We start from the raw sequence: 18,871 nt of genomic DNA on the forward strand, positions 1-18,871 counted from the left end.
CGACGCACCTGCGGATTCACCCCTTCCGCGGCATACTTGACGGGCTCCGCCCGGGATCCCTAGCGTGTCCACGCATATGAATGCCGTGCGCTCATGTGCACAGTTGGCGATCAAGGAGACCCGAGGATGCCCGCTCCCCGCACCGTCCTGCTCACCGGCGCCGCCGGGGGCCTCGGCACCCTGATGCGGGACCTGCTCCCCGCCTACGGCTACGACCTGCGCCTGCTGGACCTGCGCCCGATCGAGGGCGAACCCGACGCGATCGTCGCCGACCTCGCCGACCGGGACGCCGTGCGCGAGGCGGTCCGGGGCGTCGACGCGATCCTCCACCTCGCCGGCATCTCCCTGGAAGCCCCCTTCGAGAAGATCCTCAAGGCGAACATCGAGGGCACCTACCACCTCTACGAGGCCGCCCGCGAGGAGGGCGTCGGCCGGATCGTCTTCGCCTCCTCCAACCACGCCGTCGGCTACACCCCGCGCCCCCGCGGCGACGACCCCCTGATCCCGGTCGGCACCCCCCGCCGCCCGGACACCTTCTACGGCCTGTCCAAGTGCTTCGGCGAGGACCTCGCACAGCTCTACTGGGACAAGCACGGCCTGGAGACCGTCTCGGTACGGATCGGCTCCTGTTTCCCCGAGCCGACCAGCGTGCGCATGCTCTCGGTGTGGATGAGCCCCGCCGACGGCGCCCGCCTCTTCCACGCGGCCCTGACCGCCGAGCACGTCGGCCACACCGTCGTCCACGGCTCCTCCGCCAACACCCGGCTGTGGTGGGACCTCGGCACCGCCCGGGCGCTCGGCTACCAGCCGCAGGACGACTCCGAACCGTACGCCGAGAAGCTCATCGCCGAACAGGGCGAACTGCAGGACGGCAACGAGGCACACGCCTACCTGGGCGGCCAGTTCGTGACGGACCCGCCGATCTGGCCGTACTGACCGGAAACAGTCGCCCATGAGACGGGCGGGCAGAGAACGGGCCCGCCCGCAGGCATGTCCGGGCACGAACCGTGCCGTGGCCGTCGGCGCGACAGCGCCACGACCAGGGGCGCGGGGAACCGCGCGACCAGCCACGACAAGCCCGCTGCCGCCCTCTGACCGCACCCCCCGAATCATGGGGCCCGCCCCGCCCGAACGGGCACACGCGGGCAGTATCGGGCCCGGAACAGGCCTGGTCACCGCACACCACCCCCGGTAGAACTTCCCCGTGGCCCGGCCGAGGGCCCGAACGGGCAGCACGACTGGAAGGCGGGTGACGGCCGTGAACAGAACCGCGGAGGAACGCCGGCGCGAGATCGTGCTGGCCGCACGCCGGGACGGCGCCGTCGACGTCACCGCCCTCGCCACCGGACTGGGCGTGGCCAAGGAGACCGTACGGCGGGATCTGCGCGTCCTGGAGGACCACGGCCTGCTCCGCCGCACTCATGGCGGCGCCTACCCCGTGGAGAGCGCCGGCTTCGAGACCACGCTCGCCTTCCGCGCCACCAGCCACGTCCCGGAGAAGCGCCGGGTCGCGGCTGCCGCGGCCGGCCTGCTGGGCGACGCCGAGACCGTCTTCGTCGACGAGGGCTACACCCCGCAGCTCATCGCCGAGGCGCTCCCCCGGAACCGGCCGCTGACCGTCGTCACCGCGTCCCTGCCGGTCGCCGGCGCCCTCGCCGAGGCCGAAGGCGTCTGCGTCCTGCTGCTCGGCGGCCGGGTCCGGCGCGGCACCCTCGCCACCGTCGACCACTGGACGACGAAGATGCTCGCCGGCTTCGTCCTCGACCTGGCGTTCATCGGCGCCAACGGCATCTCCCGCGAACACGGCCTCACCACCCCCGACCCGGCCGTCAGCGAGGTCAAGGCCCAGGCGATCCGGGCCGCCCGGCGGGTGGTCTTCGCGGGCGTGCACACCAAGTTCGGAGCGGCCGGCTTCTGCCGGTTCGCCGACATCGGCGCGCTGGAGACGATCGTGACGAGCACGCTGCTCCCGGCCGCCGAGGCCCACCGCTACTCGCTGCTCGGACCGCAGGTCCTCCGCGTCTGACCCGCCCCTCCTCCCCCACCGGGTACAGCCGCGCCCTGCCGTGCCCCTTATACCCCGATACATCCCAGGAGTGATCCATGCGAGCCCAGAGCCGACGACGGCCACCGCGAGCCCCGCTCGCCCTGGCCGCCGCAGGGACGCTGCTCGCCCCGATGCTGTCCGGCTGCTGGGTCGGCGCGGGCGGGGCCGGATCCGGCGGTGACGCCATCAACGTCCTGATGGTCAACAACCCGCAGATGGTCGAACTGCAGAAGCTGACCCGCGCCCACTTCACCGCGGAGACGGGCATCAAGGTCAACTTCACGGTCCTGCCCGAGAACGACGTCCGCGACAAGATCAGCCAGGACTTCGCCAACCAGGCCGGCCAGTACGACGTCGCCACGCTGTCCAACTACGAGATACCGATCTACGCCCGCAACGGCTGGCTGCGCGAGATGAGCGGCTATGTGGCGAAGGACCCGGCCTACGACGAGCAGGACGTGCTCAAGCCGATGCGCCAGTCCCTCACCGCGGACGACGGCAAGCTCTACGGCCAGCCCTTCTACGGCGAGTCGTCGTTCCTGATGTACCGCAAGGACGTGTTCGACAAGAAGGGCCTGACGATGCCCGCGCACCCCACCTGGCAGCAGGTGGCGGACCTCGCGGCCCGGGCCGACGCCGCCGAGCCCGGCATGAAGGGCATCTGTCTGCGCGGCCTGCCCGGCTGGGGCGAGGTGATGGCCCCCCTCACCACGGTCGTCAACACCTTCGGCGGCACCTGGTTCGACAAGGACTGGAAGGCGCGGCTCGACTCGCCGGCCTTCGAGAAGGCGACGAAGTTCTATGTCGACCTGGTTCGTGAGCACGGCGAGTCCGGCGCCGCCCAGTCCGGCTTCGCCGAGTGCCTCAACAACATGACCCAGGGCAAGGTCGCCATGTGGTACGACGCCACCTCCGCGGCCGGCTCCCTGGAGGCGGCGAAGTCCCCGGTCAAGGGCAGGATCGGCTACGCCCCCGCCCCCGTCGAGAAGACGAAGTCATCCGGCTGGCTCTACACCTGGGCCTGGGGCATCCAGAAGGCCTCCCGCAACCCGGACGACGCCTGGACGTTCGTCTCCTGGGCCTCCGGCAAGGGCTACGAGCAGCTGGTCGGCGACCGGGTCGGCTGGTCGAACGTGCCCGCGGGCAAGCGGGCGTCGACGTACGCCAACGCCGCCTACCGCAAGGAGGCCGGCGCCTTCCAGGAGATGACCAGGGAGGCCATCGAGCAGGCGCGGCCGAACGATCCCGGTGTCCAGCCGCGGCCCGCACCCGGCATCCAGTTCGTCGGCATCCCCGAGTTCACCGACCTCGGCACCAAGGTCTCCCAGGAGATCAGCGCGGCCATCGCCGGGCGCCAGTCCGTCGAGTCGGCCCTGAAGACGTCACAGGCGCTCGCCGAGAAGATCTCCGAGGAGTACGAGGGACGATGACCGCCACGACCACGGCCCCCGTGGCCTCCCCCGACACAGCCGCCCCGGCCGGCCGCCCCTCCGCCCGGCTGCGCGCCTGGGCCACCCGGGCCCCGCTGCTGCCCGCCCTGATCTTCATGATCGTCGTCACCCAACTGCCCTTCGTGGCGACGCTGGTGATCTCCTTCTTCGACTGGAACGCCCTCTATCCCGACGCCCGGCACTTCACCGGCCTCGACAACTACCAGGAGGTCCTCACCGACGCGGACCTGCGCCACTCGGTGTGGACGACCGTGCTGCTGACGGTGGCCGTGGTGCTGGCCGGCCTGGTGCTGGGACTGCTCCTCGCGCTGCTGCTGGACCGGAGGTTCCGCGGCCGGGGCATCGTACGGACGCTGTTGATCGCACCGTTCCTGGTGGTTCCGGTCGCGGCGGCGCTGCTCTGGAAACATGTGCTCTACAACCCTGAATACGGCCTGCTCAACGGGTTGTCGCACTATGTGGGCGGCCCTCAGCCCGACTGGATCTCCAGCGCCCCGCTGCTCGCGGTCGAGGCGTCTCTCGTCTGGCAGTGGACGCCGTTCATGATGCTGATCCTGCTCGCCGGCCTGCAGAGCCGCGACCACGAGCAGATCGAGGCGGCCCGGGTCGACGGCGCGAGCGACTGGCAGATCTTCGTCCACCTGACGCTTCCGCACCTGCGCCGCTACCTCGAACTGGGCGCCCTGCTGGGCTCGATCCACATCGTCCAGAACTTCGACGCGGTCTTCACGATCACGTCCGGCGGCCTGGGCACCGCCAACCTCCCCTACACCGTCTACCAGAGCTTCTACCAGGCCCACGAGAACGGCCTCGCTTCGGCCGCGGGCGTCCTGGTGGTCATCGGCTCGATCGTCATCGCGACCTTCGCCCTGCGCGTGGTGTCGTCCCTGTTCCGCGAGGAGGTGTCCCGCGCATGACCGCCCTGCGCCGCAACAGCATGGGTCTGCTGGCCTGGCTGGCCGGGATCGTGTTCTTCCTGCCCATCGCGTGGATGGCACTGACGTCGTTCCACTCGGAGTCCGACGCCGCGACCAACCCGCCGTCCTTCGCCGCCTCGCTCACCCTGGACGGCTACCGCGAGTTCTTCGGCGCGGGCGGCGGCGCGAGCCCCTGGCCGGCTCTCATCAACTCCACGGTCGCGTCCGCGGCCTCGACGCTGCTGGTCCTGCTGCTGGCCTTCCCGGCGGCGTACGCGCTGTCCATCAACCGCGTGCGCAAGTGGACGGACGTGCTGTTCTTCTTCCTCTCCACGAAGATGCTGCCGGCCGTGGCGGGCCTGCTGCCGATCTACCTGTTCGCCAAGAACGCCGGGATGCTCGACAACATCTGGCTGCTGGTGGTCCTGTACACCTCCATGAACCTGCCGATCGCGGTGTGGATGATGCAGTCCTTCCTCGCCGAGATCCCGGTGGCGGTGATCGAGGCGGCGAAGGTGGACGGGGCCCGGCTGCCCACCGTCCTCGCGCGCGTGGTCGCCCCGATCTCCCTCCCGGGCATCGCCGCGACGGCGCTGATCTGCTTCATCTTCAGCTGGAACGAGCTGCTGTTCGCCCGGGTGCTCACGGGTGTGGTCGCCGAGACCGCCCCCGTCTTCCTGACCGGCTTCATCACCAGCCAGGGTCTGTTCCTGGCGAAGGTGTGCGCCGCGTCGCTCGTCATCTCCCTGCCGGTGCTCGCCGCGGGGTTCGCCGCCCAGGACAAGCTGGTCCAGGGTCTGTCGTTGGGAGCCGTGAAATGAAGGCCGCCGTCATCGAGTCCGTGGGCAAGGCCGTCGTCGCCGAGGTCCCGGACCCGACGCCAGGGCCGCGCGAGGTCGTCGTCGAGGTCGCCGCCTGCGGGCTGTGCGGAACGGACCTGCACATCCTGCAGGGCGAGTTCGCCCCGAAGCTCCCGATCGTGCCCGGGCACGAATTCGCCGGCGAGGTCGTCGGGGTCGGCGCACGGGTCACGGAGGTGGCGGTGGGCGACCGGGTCGCCGTCGACCCGTCCCTCTACTGCTACGAATGCCGCTACTGCCGCACCGGCCACAACAACCTCTGCGAGCGCTGGGCGGCGATCGGCGTGACGACGGCCGGCGGGGCGGCACAGTACGCGGTGGCCCCGGTGGCGAACTGCGTGAAGCTCCCGGAGCACGTGCGCACCGAGGACGCGGCGCTCGTGGAGCCGCTGTCGTGCGCGGTGCGCGGCTACGACGTGCTCCGCTCCCGCCTCGGCGCGCACGTCCTGGTCTACGGCTCCGGCACCATGGGCCTGATGATGCTGGAGCTGGCCAAGCGCACGGGCGCGGCGAGCGTGGACGTCGTCGACGTGAACCCGGCCCGCCTGGAGACGGCCCGCCGCCTCGGCGTCTCGGCGTCGGCGGCGACCCCCGACGAACTGGACCGCCCGCAGGGCTGGGACCTGGTCGTCGACGCCACGGGCAACGCGGCGGCGATCCAGGACGGGCTGGACCGGGTGGCCAAGGCGGGCACGTTCCTGCAGTTCGGCGTCGCCGACTACGCGACCCGCGTGACGATCGACCCGTACCGCATCTACAACCAGGAGATCACCATCACGGGTTCGATGGCGGTGCTGCACAGCTTCGAGCGGGCGGCGGAACTCTTCGCGGGTGGTGTTCTCGACCCGGAGGTCTTCATCAGCGACCGCATCCCGCTGGAGCAGTACCCGCAGGCGCTGGAGCAGTTCGCGGCGGGGGTCGGCCGGAAGATCGTGGTCGTGCCGTAGGCCCCGCGGGTGAGGCGGGGGCGGACGAAATTCGGTGGGGCGTCCGCCGCCGCCCCCCTACGCTCACGGCATGCCACGACCCCACGGCTTCACCTTCGAGCAGCACGCGGGCGGAACCGTCCGCATCAGCCACCACGGCCGCCCCGCCACCACCCTGAACGGCCCCCGGGCCGCACAGTTCCTCGCCGAGGTCGAGGCCTGCGACCCCCAGCTGGTCATGGCCCGCTGGACCGGCGACTACAAACGCGGCAACGAACGCGCCGCCCGGAACCACCCGCGCAATCGCCGGTGACCCGATTGGCCCGAAGGTAAGGGAACGGCAAAACCGCCTCGCTCGTTCACCCGGCATGACAGCTATGACCCCCGGCTCGAACATCCCCCTGTCCGCCGCCCGCGTGACGGTGGACGTCGCCGCCCCGGTGCGGCTCGACGTATCGGGCCTGCTGCTCACCGCCGACGGCAAGGTGCGCTCCGACGACGACTTCATCTTCTACAACCAGCCGTCGGGCCCGGGCGTGACGTACCGCTCGGGCGGCGGCAGTGCGCCGGACGCGATCGTGGTCGACACGACGGCCCTCCCGCCCGGCATCGAGAAGATCGTCGTCACCGCCAGCCCGGACGCCGCGGGCCAGACCTTCCAGGGCATCGAGCCGACGGCCACGATCCGCAACGCGGACGACGGCTCCGCCCTGGCCACGTTCACCCCGCCGCAGCTCGGCAGCGAAACCGCCCTGGTGATCGTGGAGGTCTACCTGCGCAACGGTCAGTGGAAGGCCCGCGCCGTCGGCCAGGGATATGCCAACGGCCTCGCCGGCATCGCCACGGACTTCGGGGTCACGGTGGAGGAGCCGGCCGCCGCCGCCCCGCCCCAGCCGGTGACCCCGCCGCCGGCCCCGGTGCAGCCGCCCGCGGCGGCCCCGCCGGTCGCCGCTCCCGCCGCTCCCCCGGCCCCGGCCACACCGCCCCCGCCCCCGCCCGGCGCCGGGAAGATCAACCTCGACAAGGGCCGCGTCAGCCTCCAGAAGAACCAGACGGTCTCCCTGATCAAGGGCGGCCGCCCCCTGCTCTCCCAGGTCAGGATGGGCCTCGGCTGGGAGCCGGCGTACCGCGGCAAGGACATCGACCTGGACGCCTCGGTCATCGCCTACGGGCCGCAGCGCAACCACATCGACAGCTGCTACTTCGGCAAGCTCCAGATCGTGGGCGGCGCCATCCGGCACTCCGGCGACAACCTCACGGGTGAGGGCGGCGGTGACGACGAGACCATCATGGTCGACCTCGGCCGCCTGCCGCAGGAGGTCACCGGCCTGGTCTTCACGGTGAACTCCTTCTCCGGCCAGAAGTTCACGGAGGTCGCCAAGGCCTACTGCCGCCTCCTGGACGGCACGACCGGCGAGGAACTGGTCCGCTTCGACCTCACCGGCGCCGAACCGCAGACGGGCGTGCTGATGGCCAAGCTGATCCGCCAGTTCTCCGGCGAGTGGGAGATGACGGCCATGGGCGACTTCGTGAAGTCCCGCACGGTCAGGGGCATGGTGAAGCCGGCGGCCCAGGCGCTGTGACGCGCCGGTTCCCCGCGCCCCCTGAGGGGGCGCGGGGAACCGCGCGACAAGCCACACACCCGCCGCACCCGCAAACCGACCGCACTCCTACGGCGCGTGAGCCCGGGGCCGGCCGTCCCGGGGGCGCAGCCCCTCCGTCAGCAACGTCAGATACCGCCGGATGTGCCCGCACTCCGCGTCCGCCAGCTCCGCAGCCGCCGCGACACCATGGGCCAGCCGCAGGATATCGATCGGCTCGATGTCACGCCGTAGCGCGCCTGCCTCCTGGGCCGCCCGGACCAGTCGCCCCGCCGCGCCCTTGACCGAGTCGCCGCAGGCTGCTCCCACGGGGGAGCCGGTGTCCGCGACCGCCGGACCCAGCAGGGACCGCAAGCCGCGCATCCTGATCAGCCCGGCACCCAGTTCGTACAGCCACTCGGCCAGAGCCTCGCCGGGCGGGGCTTCGGCCGCGAGCTCGTCCGCCCGGGCCGCGATCGCCTCGATACGATCCAGATAGGCGGCCTCCAGCAGCGCCTGCCGCGTCGGGAAGTGCCGGTACAGCGTGCCGGAGCCGACCCCGGCCCGCCTGGCGATGTCGTCGAGGGACGCACCCTCCCCGTGCTCGGCGAACGCCTCCACGGCGACCGTCAGCAACCGCTCGTAGTTGCGCCGGGCATCCGCCCGCATGGGCCTGACCTGCGCCACGCGACCACTCCTCACCACCGGGGACTTACCGCGCACCTTACCGAGAACGGCCCGGTCCCCCTGCCGGCCGGAAGGAAGGGGCACGCCCACGCCCGTCCGGCGCCCCCGATCCACCGAGCAGAGGCGGGGCGACCGGGAGGTCAGGCGGATGCGCGCACCACGAGTTCGGGTGTCACCCACGCGTCCGCGCCCCGCAGCGGCTCCTCGCCCGCGCGCAGCCGGACCACCTGTTCCACGGCAAGCCGCCCCAGTCGCCGCTTGTCGATGTGCAGGGTGGTCAGGGCGGGTTCCACCAGCTCCCCCAGGGCAAGACCGTCGAAGCCCAGCACGGCCAGCCCGTCCGGAACGCTCCGGCCCAGTCGGCGGGCGGCGCGCATCGCTCCGACCGCGATCAGATCGTTGAAGCCGAACACGGCGGTGATCCCGGGCCGCGCGGTCAGCAACCGCTCCATGCCCGACTCGCCGCCCGCCACGCTGTGCTCGGGACAGACCACGACCCATCCCTCGTCGACGGGCAGGCCGAGCCGCCGCGCCTGCTCGAGGAAGGCCTGTCTGCGGGGGCCCGGGCCGTGCACCCCGTCGAGCATGCCGATCCTGCGGTGCCCCGCGTCGAACAGATGGGCCATGCCCTGCTCGACACCGGTGGCGGCGTCGATGCCCACGGCCGCGAAGCGAGTCTGCTGCGGGCCGCGCTCCAGCAGCACCAGCGGCACGCCCCCGATGTGCCGCGCGAGGACGTCGTCGGGGTCCGTGAAGTAGCCCACGACCGCGTCCGCCTGGTGGGAGAGCACGTCCAGCGCCTCCCGTTCCCGGGCTTCGTCGATCCGGGAGTCCCACACGACGACCTGCCAGCCGCGTTGCTCGGCCGCCTCCAGCACCCCGGCGGCCACCTCGGGGAAGAAGGGGTTGCGCAAGTCCGGGATGACCAGGCCCGCCGTCACCGCGCCCTTCTGCACGAGTCCCCGCGCGAACCGGCTGGGCCGGTAGTCCAGGAGCCGCGCCGCTTCCAGGACCCGCTCCTTGGTGCCGGGGTCGATCTCACCCTTGTCGTTGACCGCGCGGGAGACCGTCTGCCGTGACACCCCGGCCAGGCGGGCGACGTCGTGGATCGTGGCCCGGCGCCGGGCACGGTCGGGCCGCTCCGCATGCTGATTGTCCGTCGGCACGCTCAGCACTGTATCGGGCACGGGAGCCGGCCCGTCAGGGACGGCGGGACGGGTGCCCGGCCCCCGCCACGGCCGACGCTCCCGCCGCTCCGCACCCGCGTACGGCGAGCAGGGGCCGTGTCGGGGGGTGTCCGCCCGCAGCGGTTGTCGCGTCAACGAACAGTCAGTCGGCGTCAGACCCCATCGCGACGTTCCGAGGACGGACACCCCCCGGCGCGGCCCCGACCCACACCCGGCGCAAGGCGAACCGGCCACGCACCCGCACCCGGCGACGCGCACCGCCCGGCGCCCCCACTCCGTCAGTCACCCAGTTCGGTGAACAGCGTCAGCTGGAGGGCACCCGGCGCCTCGAGCCGGGAGTTCAGGGAGTTCCAGGGAGTGCGCGTCGGCTCGGCGACGACCTCCGCTCCGGCCGCGGCCAGTCTCGCCGTCGTGGCGGCGGAGTCGTCCACCTCGAAGGCCACCCGGATGTGCCCGGCGACCCGCCGGCCCACCTCGACCTCGTCGATGAACGCCGCGTGGTTCGGGTCGGTCAGCTCCAGGGTGGCCCGCCCGGCCTCCAGGATCGTGACCCGCCCGTCCTCCGAGGCGAAGGCGCCCCGCTCGGGCAGACCCAGCACGTCCCGGTAGAAGTGCAGCGCGGCGTCATAGTCCTCGGCGGTGACCACGAGGCGGAGTTCGCGAACGGCTGGCTCGTCGGACATGACGGCTCCTCAGGTGTCGGGTACCCGCGACAACCCGACGGCGGGCCGGAAGATTCCCCCGGGCATGCCGCTCCGACGGCCAGAAGAGCGCGCTGTACGCGTTCAGAACCGGCTGCCCGCCCAGGTGGGCGCACAGTGGCGCTCCCGGCCCCTCGCACCGATGATCTCCACCTCGGCCGTGAGGTACCGCTGGTCAGGATTGCCGCGGAACAACTGCTGATCCCGCCTGACGAGCGCCGGTGACGCCCTGACCTCGGGTCCGACCACCGGGTCGGAGCCGGCCCCCGGACGCACGCGTCGGCACCGGCTCCCGGATGTCAGCGTCGCTGCCGTTTCCAGGGCCCGGTGATGGCGAGCATGATGCCGGGCGTCTGGATGCTGGCGTACAGGGTGCGGCCGTCGGGCGAGAAGGTGACCCCGGTGAACTCGCTGTACTCCGGCTCCTCCGGAGTGCCGATGTTCAGCTCGTTGCGGGCGATCGGGTACGTACGTCCGCTGTCGGTGGCGCCGAACAGGTGCTGTACGCCTTCCCCGTCCTCGGCGATGACGAGGCCGCCGTACGGGGAGACGGTGATGTTGTCGGGGCCGTCGAACGCGCCGTCCTTCGACGGGTCGGGGTTCACACCGAGCAGGACCTTGAGCGTCAGCGTCCGGCGCTTGGGGTCGTAGAACCAGACCTGGCCGTCGTGCCGGACCGGGCTCTCCTCACGGGCGTAGGAGGAGACGATGTAGGCGCCGCCGTCACCCCACCACATGCCCTCCAGCTTGCGGGCGCGGGTGACCTGGCCGTCCGTGAACTGCTTGCGCACGGGGGTGGTGCGGGCGTCGCGGTCGGGGACGTCGACCCAGTCGACGCCGTAGACCGTGCCGGTCTTCGTCGCGCGCGACAGGTCGTCGACGAACGTGCCGCCGGAGTCGAAGCACCTGGGCGCCTGGAGGACACCGGCGTCGTCGGCGAGGCCACGGAACTTCCCGTGGCCGTACTCGAAGCCCTTCGGCGGGGTCCAGCGGAAAAAGAGGCCGTTGGGGCCGGCGGCGTCCTCGGTGAGGTAGGCGTGGCCGCGCTTGGGGTCGATGACGACGGCCTCGTGGTCGTAGCGGCCGAAGAACTTCAGCGGCTTGGGGGCGAGGTTGGCGCGCCGGTCACAGGGGTCGACCTCGAAGACGTAGCCGTGGTCCTTGGTCATGCCGTTGACGCCGGCCTTGTCGGAGTTCTCCTCGCAGGTGAGCCAGGTGCCCCAGGGGGTGCGGCCGCCGGCGCAGTTGGTGGAGGTGCCGGCGATGCCCACCCATTCGGCGACGCGTCCGTCGGGGCGCACCTCGACGACCGTGCAGCCGCCGGCCGCGGCCGGGTCGTAGACGAGGCCCTCGGCGAGCGGCACGGGGTGCTCCCACTTGGCGCGCGGGCCCTTCAGCTCGTGGTTGTTGACGAGCAGGGTGGTGCCGCGGGGGCCGTCGAAGGTGGCGGTGCCGTCGTGGTTGGAGGGCGTGAACTCACCGGATTCCAGCCGGGTCTTGCCGCTGTACGTGATGATCTTGTACGTGAATCCGGCGGGCAGGGCGAGGATGCCTTCGGGATCCGGGACAAGCGGCCCGTAGCCGACGCCGTGCCGGGCGTCCGCCGACCCGTCCCCCGCGCTCGCCCCGTCCCCCGCGCTGACGCTGTCGTCGGACGCCAGGGCGTTCGGTGCGGTGGCGAGGGCGCCGACACTGCCCGCCAGCGCGACACCGGCACCGGTGATCGCGGAGTTCCTGGCGAAGTCCCTACGGGTGAGCGACATGGTGTCTCCTGTGACGGTGAGGATGCCGTGGGAGGTGGCGGACCTCGTTCGGCGAAACCGTCCCGCTCACATGTGAACGCGAGTTGAACACCGCCCTAAGGGGCGCGGGGAACTGCGCGACCAGCCACAGCGCACCCGCACTCGCGGGCCGAGCTCAGCCCCCCTGCTGCGAACGCGCCTTGAACGCGGCCTTCCGCGCTTCCTTCGCCACCTTCTTGTCGGGATGCAACCGCCCCATCGCCTCCAGCACATCGGCGGTCGCCGGGTGATCGACCCGCCACACGGCCTCGAAGAACCCACCGTGCTGCCGCGCGAGCCCCTCCACCAGCGCCCGCAACTCCTCGGAGTTCCCCTCCGCGGCCAGCTGCGCGGCCACCGTGTCGATGGTCAGCCAGTACACCATCGCCTCGGACGGCGCGGGCACGTCCACCGCCCCCTGCTCGGTCAGCCACACCCGGGCGAGTCCGCCCAGCTCGGCATCGTCGAGCACTTCCCGCAGCGCGGGCTCGGCCGAGGCCCCCACCAGCGACAAGGCCTGCTGACACCTCAGCCGCCGCAACGGCGCCCCGGCATCCGAGCCCCGGGCCGCCGCCAGCAACTCTCGTGCCGCGGCCAGCGATTCCCGCCGCTGGAGCCACTGCTCGGTCTCGGCCTGCGCAGCCCCCGGCGGGAACCCGGCCGTGCCGTCGAGCAGCGCGTCGGCCCCCTTGTCGGCGAGGTCCCCGACGGCCGGTGCCTCGAACCCGGCCTCCAGCAGCCGCGCACGCATGCCGTACAGCCCGAGCGGGGTGAGCCGGACCATGCCGTACCGGGAGACGTCGGTGTCGTCGACGGGCGCCGCGGGCTCCTCGTCGGCGTCGGCCATGAGCGCCTCGTCCACGGGCCGGTAGGCGACGAATCCCACCGGCTCCAGCATCCGGAACTGGTCGTCCAGCCGCATCATCGCGTCGGACACCTGCTCCAGGACGTCGTTGGTGGGCTCACCCATGTCGCTGGGCACGATCACCGAGGCGGCCAGCGCCGGCAGCGGGACCGGGGCGCCCTCGGGCGCGTCCTCGCCGGCGGTCAGCAGATAGAGGTTGCCGAGCACGCCGTCGAGGAACTCGGCCTCGCCCTCGGGGTCCCAGTCGAGGGCGGAGAGGTCGACCTCGCCGTCCTCGTCGACGAGCCCGTCGAGGTCGGGCACGCTCGCGTCGGCGAGCACGGTCTCCAGAGCGGCGAGCCACACGGCGAGCACGTCCTGCGGCGAGCCACCGGTGAGCAGGGCCAGGTCCCCACCGGCCGTCACGGTGCCCTGCTCCTCGTCGACGACCTCGACGAGCCCGGCGTCGACGGCGACCCGCCACGCCTCGCCGGCGTCGGCGGCGGCGTCCTCCCCACTCAGTCCGAGCGCCTCCGCGGCCGCGGGCAGCTGCTCGTCGACGAGCCCTCCCCCGGCGTCGACGCGGGTGTCCGGCCCGGCCCAGCGGGCGAGCCGGGCGGCCCGGGACAGCAACGGCGTGGACAGCGCGTCGCGCGCCAGCTCCGCTTCGGGGTGCAGCCGCACCGGCGGCAGGGGGGAGCGGTCTGACATCGGCTGTTTCTCCTAGCGCGCCTCAGGTGACTCAACCGCTCAGCCTAGACGGATTTCCACCCATGCCGCCCACTTCATCTCCCCGTCAGCCGCCGTACATGGCCGAAACCTTGACAAGTGCCGTGGCCAGGCTGGAGATTGACGCGCGTAGAAGTCGGCGGACACTTGTTCACCGGGCCGGCCCCACCAGGCCCACCCGTCCACCGCGGTCTACGCGCGTCACCGCATCCGCCCCACAGGTAGCGGCAGTCCAGCCTTTCCACACGTCTCCGCCCTCGTCCCGGCGCCCTGTCACGTCCCCGGAGGGAATCCCGTTGCCGAGCAAGTCGTCCGCGCGTCTCGCCGCGCTCACCGTCGCCGCCGCGTGTTCCGCGGCCTCCACGATCGTCCTCACCAGCCCCGCGCACGCGGAGTCGGTCCGCATTCACGACATCCAGGGCAGCACCCGGATGTCCCCGTACGCCGGCAAGCAGGTCGCGGACGTGGCCGGAATCGTCACCGGCATCCGGACCTACGGTTCGTCCCGCGGCTTCTGGATCCAGGACCCGACCCCGGACTCCGACCCGGCCACCAGCGAGGGCGTCTTCGTCTTCACCGGCTCCGCGCCGAAGGGGGTCGCCGTCGGTGACTCCGTCACGGTCGGCGGCACGGTCACGGAGTTCGTCCCCGGCGGAGCGACCTCCGGCAACCAGTCGGTGACGGAGATCACCAAGCCGACGACCACGGTCGTCTCCAGCGGCAACGCGCTGCCCGCCGCCACGTCGATCACCTCGCGTTCGGTCCCCGCCGCCTACGCGCCGACCGGCGACACCGCCGCCGGCGGCTCGGTCAACGCGCTCCCCCTCCAGCCCGCGAAGTACGCCCTGGACTACTACGAGGCGCTGGAGGGCATGTCCGTCCGGGTCTTTGACACCCGAGTCGTCGGCGCCACCGACCCGTACACCGAGCTGTGGGTGACGGTGAAGCCGCACGAGAACCGCAACCGCCACGGCGGGACGGTCTACGGCTCCTACGACGACCAGAACACGGGCCGCCTGCAGATCCAGTCCCTCGGCGCGACGGCGGACTTCCCCAAGGCGAACGTGGGCGACACCCTCACCGGCAGCACCGCGGGCCCCCTGGACTACAACCAGTTCGGCGGTTACACCCTGGTCGCGAGCGAGCTCGGCACGCTGAAGAGCGCGGGCCTGGAACGTGAGACGACCCGCAAGCAGCGCTCCTCCGAACTCGCCGTCGCCACCTACAACGTCGAGAACCTCGACCCGTCCGACGACACGTTCGCCGCGCACGCCGCCGCGATCGTGAACAACCTGCAGTCGCCGGACATCGTGTCCCTGGAGGAGATCCAGGACAACAACGGCGCGACGAACGACGGCACGGTCGCCGCCGACCAGACCCTCACCAAGCTGACAGACGCGATCGTGGCGGCCGGCGGCCCGCAGTACGACTGGCGCTCGATCGACCCGGCGAACAACACCGACGGCGGCGAGCCGGGCGGCAACATCCGCCAGGCGTTCCTCTTCAACCCGGAGCGCGTCTCCTTCGCGGACCGCGCCGGTGGTGACGCCACGACGGCCACCGGCGTGACGAAGATCCGCGGGAAGGCCCACCTCACCCTCAGCCCCGGTCGCATCGCCCCCGCCGACGAGGCCTGGAAGAACAGCCGCAAGCCGCTGGCCGGCGAGTTCGTCTTCCGCGGCCGCTCGGTCTTCGTGATCGCCAACCACTTCAATTCCAAGGGCGGCGACCAGGGCCTGACCTCCCAGTACCAGCCGCCGTCCCGAAGCTCCGAGACGCAGCGCCACCGGCAGGCCACCGTGGTGAACGCCTTCGTCAAGGACATCCTCGACACCCAGAAGAACGCGGACGTCGTCACGCTGGGCGACATCAACGACTTCGAGTTCTCGCAGACCGCGAAGCTCCTCGAGGGCCGCGGCGAACTCTGGTCCGCGATCAAGTCGCTCCCCCGCAACGAGCGTTACTCGTACGTCTACCAGGGCAACAGCCAGGTCCTCGACCAGATCCTGATCAGCCCGTCGATCCGCCGCGACTGCGACTTCGAGTACGACAGCGTGCACGTCAACGCGGAGTTCAACGACCAGATCAGCGACCACGACCCGCAGGTCCTGCGTTTCCGCCCGTGACACCCCGTGGGCCCGGCCGGACGTCCCTCCGGCCGGGCCCATGCGTCGATCACTCCGGAACCAGCCCCAGCGTGTGCTCGTACGAGCTGCCGGTGACCTTCCGCAGCCCCGGATACGTCCGCACCCGCTCCCAGGAGTCCGTCGACGGCGCGGCGATCGCCGCCTCATAGGCCCCGGCACTCTCCCACTCCGCGTAGTTCAGCACGTGCCCGCCGTCCGTACTGAGGTGGAAGTGCGCGGACACCAGCCCGGCATGCCCCGCCGGATCGTCGCCCAGCGCCTTGACCACGAGGTCGACCCACTCCTCCCGGCGCTCCTGCGCCCCCTCCTCGAAGTCGATCCGCACGGTCACGATCAGACCCGGCACGCGCGTGTCCCCGGCGGCGCGCTCCAGGCTCCGGTAGCGCCCGTACCGCACGAGCTCGACCCGTTCGATCCCCGGCACGGCCGTATCGATCTCGTCGACCCGCTCCTGCCGGTGCGTGCCGACGAAGGACTCGTACGCCCGCGCGCCGGTCCACTGCGAGTAATGCATCAGCGTGGACCCGTCCCGGCCCGCGTAGACGTGGTAGCCCAGCAGATCCCTGGTCGGCCAGGGCCGCCGCTCCCAGACCCGCCCGATCACCTCCGCGGTCTGCCGCTGCCGCTCGGGGGTACCGACCCGCCAGGTACTGAATAAGGCAGCACCGATGCGAGGGTCTGTGGGGTCGGGGTGCTGCTCGGTTCGACGGCTCATGAACACTCCAGTCGTAGCGCCGGTCGCGAACAAGCCCCACTCTTCAACCTCGACCGAGCTTGAGGTCAAGTGGGTCAGTGCGACTGCGCCCACCCGTGCCGCCCCAGTCAGCACGCATACCGCAGCGAGGACGGAAGCCCCGACGCTCCCGCACCCGCCGTCGGACGCAAGGGGCCGTGTCGGGGGGTGTCCGCCCGCAGCGGTTGTCGCGTCGACGAAGAGTCAGTCGGCGTCCGAGCCCATCGCGACGTTCCGAGGACGGACACCCCCCGGCGCGGCCCCGACCCCCACCCCGCGACAGGCGAAGACGCGCACCCGGCACCAGGCGCAGACGAACAACTGCCGCCGCACCCAGCACACACCGCTCAGCGATGCCCGTGCGCATGCCTCCACCGCAACACCCCGACAGCCACCACGGCCCCCGCCGCCCCGGCCACCAGCACCGGCTTCGGATGCCGCATCCCCGCCTGCACAACGGTCCGCACCGGACGGGGCCCCGCGTGCGTCGCCCGATCGTGAACGGTGTGCCCCGCCTGCGCCGCACTGCTGCGCAACTGCACCGTCATCGCCCCGGCCTTGTCCCGCAGATCGGCGGCCCGCGCCCGCGCACGCCCCTTCACATCCGCCTTCCCGGCCAGCTCCTCCACCGTGTTGCCGAGTTCGGTCCGGGTCCGCTCGATCTGCCGCCGAAGCTCATCGGGGCCCTTCGCCCCACCCGTCGCGTCCGTCATCGATGCGCCCTCTCCTTGATCTCCTCCATGTCCGCCCTGACGCTGCCGAGCGCCTGCTCGGGCGTGGGCGGCGTGGCCTTCCGCAGCTGCGCCCGCCCCGTCGCCGCCAGCACGGCCGCGATCACGAACAACACACCGGTCACGATCAGCGCCGCGGCCCACACGGGCAGCACCAGCGAAAGCGCGGCGACACCCGCACCGGACAGCACGAGCAGCCCGGCGTACGCGACGGCGCCCGCCGCCCCGAGCAGCCCGCCACCGCGCCCCGCGCGCCGCCCCTTCTCGGCGAGCTCCTCCTTGGCCAGCGCCACTTCCTGCCGCATGAGCGTGGAGAGCTGCTCCGTGGCCTGACCCACGAGTTCACCCACGGAGCGGCGCTCGTCGTGCACGGCCCGATGATCCATGGTCCCGGTCACGGTGCCTCCTCTCGACGTCAGGAACACCCGGGTACCCGGACGGGCCCGCCGCTACCAAAGGGACCCACTCTGAAGCATTGCTTATAGATACCAGGTAATAAAATTAAGTGGAGCTACATGAAAGCCGAGCCGAGACTACCCCCATGACCCCACCGCCACCGCCACCCACACCCGCACCCGCACCCGCACCCGCACCCGTCACCCCACCTGCACCCCTCACCCCACCCCTGGGCCGCACCCTCTGCGCCATGATCACCCCCTTCACCCCGTCCGGCGCCCTGGACCTCGACGGCGCCCAGCAGCTCGCCACCCACCTCGTGGCGAACGGCTGCGACGGCCTGGTCCTCTCCGGCACCACGGGCGAATCCCCGACCACCACGGACGCCGAGAAGTCCGACCTCGTCCGAGCAGTCCGCGAGGCGGTCGGCGACCGCGCGAGGGTCATCACCGGCATCGGCACCCCCGACACCCGGCACACCGCCGAACTGGCCCGGGAGGCCGAGAAGGCGGGAGCGGACGGCCTGCTGGTGGTGTCGCCGTACTACAGCAGACCCCCGCAGGACGCGGTCGAGGCCCACTTCCGTCAGATCGCGGACACGGCCGAACTCCCCCTGTTGCTCTACGACATCCCCGCCCGCACCGGCACCCGCATCGAACCGGAGACGCTCCTCCGCCTCGCCGAACACCCCCGGATCGTCGCGGTGAAGGACTGCTCCCACGACTTCCTGGGCGCCCAGAAGGTGCTGGCCCGCACCGACCTGGCGTATTACGCGGGCTGCGACGAACACAACCTCGCGCTGTACGCCGTGGGCGGCACGGGCTACGTCAGCACGGTCGCGAACGTGATCCCGAACCACCTGCGGGCGGTCCTGGACGCGTTCGACGCGGGCGACACGGCCCGGGCGGCCCGCCTCCAGCAGCAGGCCACTCCCCTCATCGAGGCGATCATGTCGGCGGGCCTGCCGGGCACCGTCACGGCGAAGGCAGTGCTGAACGCCCTGGCCCTCCCGGCAGGCCCGGTCCGCAGCCCCCTTCAGCCGGCCGACCGCAGGACGGCCGGCGAACTGCTCGCCCTCCACGACGACCTGATCAGCAGGTGATCACGCTTCCGCGAACGGAGAACGGGACGGCCCGTACCGCGGTGTCACCTGC

The 18,871-nt window shown here is 71.7% G+C and carries 18 protein-coding genes; 10 read left to right on the forward strand and 8 right to left on the reverse strand.

Translation table 11 applies throughout. The annotated features are described in order from the left end of the window. The first annotated feature begins 126 nt into the window (after nt 1–126). From AB0F04_RS07795 to AB0F04_RS07830, 8 genes are all read left to right on the forward strand, one after another. Nucleotides 127–936: an NAD(P)-dependent oxidoreductase gene (locus tag AB0F04_RS07795; protein WP_362038916.1), complete on the forward strand. Its 810-nt coding sequence runs from the start codon at nt 127–129 to the stop codon at nt 934–936. Nucleotides 937–1,258: 322 nt separating this feature from the next. Further along, a complete protein-coding gene (locus AB0F04_RS07800; RefSeq protein WP_362038918.1) occupies nt 1,259–2,026 on the forward strand; it encodes a DeoR/GlpR family DNA-binding transcription regulator in 768 nt (255 codons plus the stop codon). Between the two features lie 77 nt (nt 2,027–2,103). Continuing rightward, complete coding sequence (locus AB0F04_RS07805; protein WP_362038919.1) at nt 2,104–3,477, forward strand: sugar ABC transporter substrate-binding protein; 1,374 nt, start codon at nt 2,104–2,106, stop codon at nt 3,475–3,477. After that, entirely contained in the window at nt 3,474–4,415 is a 942-nt protein-coding gene (locus tag AB0F04_RS07810; protein ID WP_362038920.1) for a sugar ABC transporter permease, read from the forward strand. The genes AB0F04_RS07805 and AB0F04_RS07810 overlap by 4 nt, the downstream gene beginning before the upstream one ends. After that, nucleotides 4,412–5,236 carry a carbohydrate ABC transporter permease gene (locus AB0F04_RS07815; protein ID WP_362038922.1) on the forward strand — a complete coding sequence of 275 codons (825 nt, stop codon included), beginning with the start codon at nt 4,412–4,414 and terminating at the stop codon, nt 5,234–5,236. The genes AB0F04_RS07810 and AB0F04_RS07815 overlap by 4 nt, the downstream gene beginning before the upstream one ends. Beyond that, complete coding sequence (locus AB0F04_RS07820) at nt 5,233–6,222, forward strand: zinc-dependent alcohol dehydrogenase family protein (RefSeq protein ID WP_362038924.1); 990 nt, start codon at nt 5,233–5,235, stop codon at nt 6,220–6,222. Before AB0F04_RS07815 ends, AB0F04_RS07820 begins: the two co-directional genes overlap by 4 nt. 70 nt (nt 6,223–6,292) lie before the next feature. Continuing rightward, nucleotides 6,293–6,514 carry a hypothetical protein gene (locus AB0F04_RS07825; protein ID WP_362038925.1) on the forward strand — a complete coding sequence of 74 codons (222 nt, stop codon included), beginning with the start codon at nt 6,293–6,295 and terminating at the stop codon, nt 6,512–6,514. A gap of 64 nt (nt 6,515–6,578) precedes the next feature. Further along, nucleotides 6,579–7,784: a TerD family protein gene (locus tag AB0F04_RS07830; protein ID WP_362039782.1), complete on the forward strand. Its 1,206-nt coding sequence runs from the start codon at nt 6,579–6,581 to the stop codon at nt 7,782–7,784. An 87-nt stretch (nt 7,785–7,871) separates the two neighbouring features. Here the strand turns inward: AB0F04_RS07830 and AB0F04_RS07835 are convergent, their stop codons facing one another. From AB0F04_RS07835 to AB0F04_RS07855, 5 genes are all read right to left on the reverse strand, one after another. Further along, nucleotides 7,872–8,468, reverse strand: a complete 597-nt coding sequence (locus AB0F04_RS07835; protein WP_362038926.1) for a helix-turn-helix domain-containing protein — start codon at nt 8,466–8,468, stop codon at nt 7,872–7,874. Nucleotides 8,469–8,608: 140 nt separating this feature from the next. Next, nucleotides 8,609–9,634 (reverse strand): LacI family DNA-binding transcriptional regulator, encoded by a 1,026-nt coding sequence (locus tag AB0F04_RS07840; protein WP_362038928.1) that lies wholly within the window; start codon nt 9,632–9,634, stop codon nt 8,609–8,611. Between the two features lie 299 nt (nt 9,635–9,933). Next, the gene (locus AB0F04_RS07845) at nt 9,934–10,338 is read right to left on the reverse strand and encodes a VOC family protein (RefSeq protein WP_362038931.1); all 405 of its coding nucleotides are present in this window, start codon (nt 10,336–10,338) and stop codon (nt 9,934–9,936) included. A 317-nt stretch (nt 10,339–10,655) separates the two neighbouring features. Then, nucleotides 10,656–12,119, reverse strand: coding sequence for an alkaline phosphatase PhoX (locus tag AB0F04_RS07850; protein ID WP_362038933.1), 1,464 nt, complete (start codon nt 12,117–12,119; stop codon nt 10,656–10,658). A 154-nt stretch (nt 12,120–12,273) separates the two neighbouring features. After that, nucleotides 12,274–13,692: a hypothetical protein gene (locus AB0F04_RS07855; RefSeq protein WP_362038936.1), complete on the reverse strand. Its 1,419-nt coding sequence runs from the start codon at nt 13,690–13,692 to the stop codon at nt 12,274–12,276. Between the two features lie 314 nt (nt 13,693–14,006). On the opposite strand from AB0F04_RS07855, the gene AB0F04_RS07860 reads away from it, so the two are divergent. After that, nucleotides 14,007–15,836: an endonuclease/exonuclease/phosphatase family protein gene (locus AB0F04_RS07860; protein WP_362038938.1), complete on the forward strand. Its 1,830-nt coding sequence runs from the start codon at nt 14,007–14,009 to the stop codon at nt 15,834–15,836. A 49-nt stretch (nt 15,837–15,885) separates the two neighbouring features. Here AB0F04_RS07860 and AB0F04_RS07865 read toward each other — a convergent pair whose 3' ends face one another. The 3 genes from AB0F04_RS07865 to AB0F04_RS07875 form a co-directional block, all read right to left on the reverse strand. Further along, entirely contained in the window at nt 15,886–16,572 is a 687-nt protein-coding gene (locus AB0F04_RS07865; protein ID WP_362038941.1) for a hypothetical protein, read from the reverse strand. 365 nt (nt 16,573–16,937) lie between these two features. Beyond that, a complete protein-coding gene (locus AB0F04_RS07870) occupies nt 16,938–17,303 on the reverse strand; it encodes a DUF3618 domain-containing protein (RefSeq protein ID WP_362038944.1) in 366 nt (121 codons plus the stop codon). Then, complete coding sequence (locus AB0F04_RS07875; RefSeq protein WP_362038946.1) at nt 17,300–17,719, reverse strand: phage holin family protein; 420 nt, start codon at nt 17,717–17,719, stop codon at nt 17,300–17,302. Before AB0F04_RS07875 ends, AB0F04_RS07870 begins: the two co-directional genes overlap by 4 nt. 107 nt (nt 17,720–17,826) lie before the next feature. Between AB0F04_RS07875 and dapA the strand changes: the two genes are divergently transcribed. After that, nucleotides 17,827–18,819: a 4-hydroxy-tetrahydrodipicolinate synthase gene (dapA, locus tag AB0F04_RS07880; RefSeq protein WP_362038948.1), complete on the forward strand. Its 993-nt coding sequence runs from the start codon at nt 17,827–17,829 to the stop codon at nt 18,817–18,819. Nucleotides 18,820–18,871 lie beyond the last annotated feature (52 nt).

Origin of the sequence: Streptomyces sp. NPDC029041 (assembly GCF_040637515.1) — a bacterium.
Taxonomy (GTDB): Bacteria; Actinomycetota; Actinomycetes; order Streptomycetales; family Streptomycetaceae; genus Streptomyces.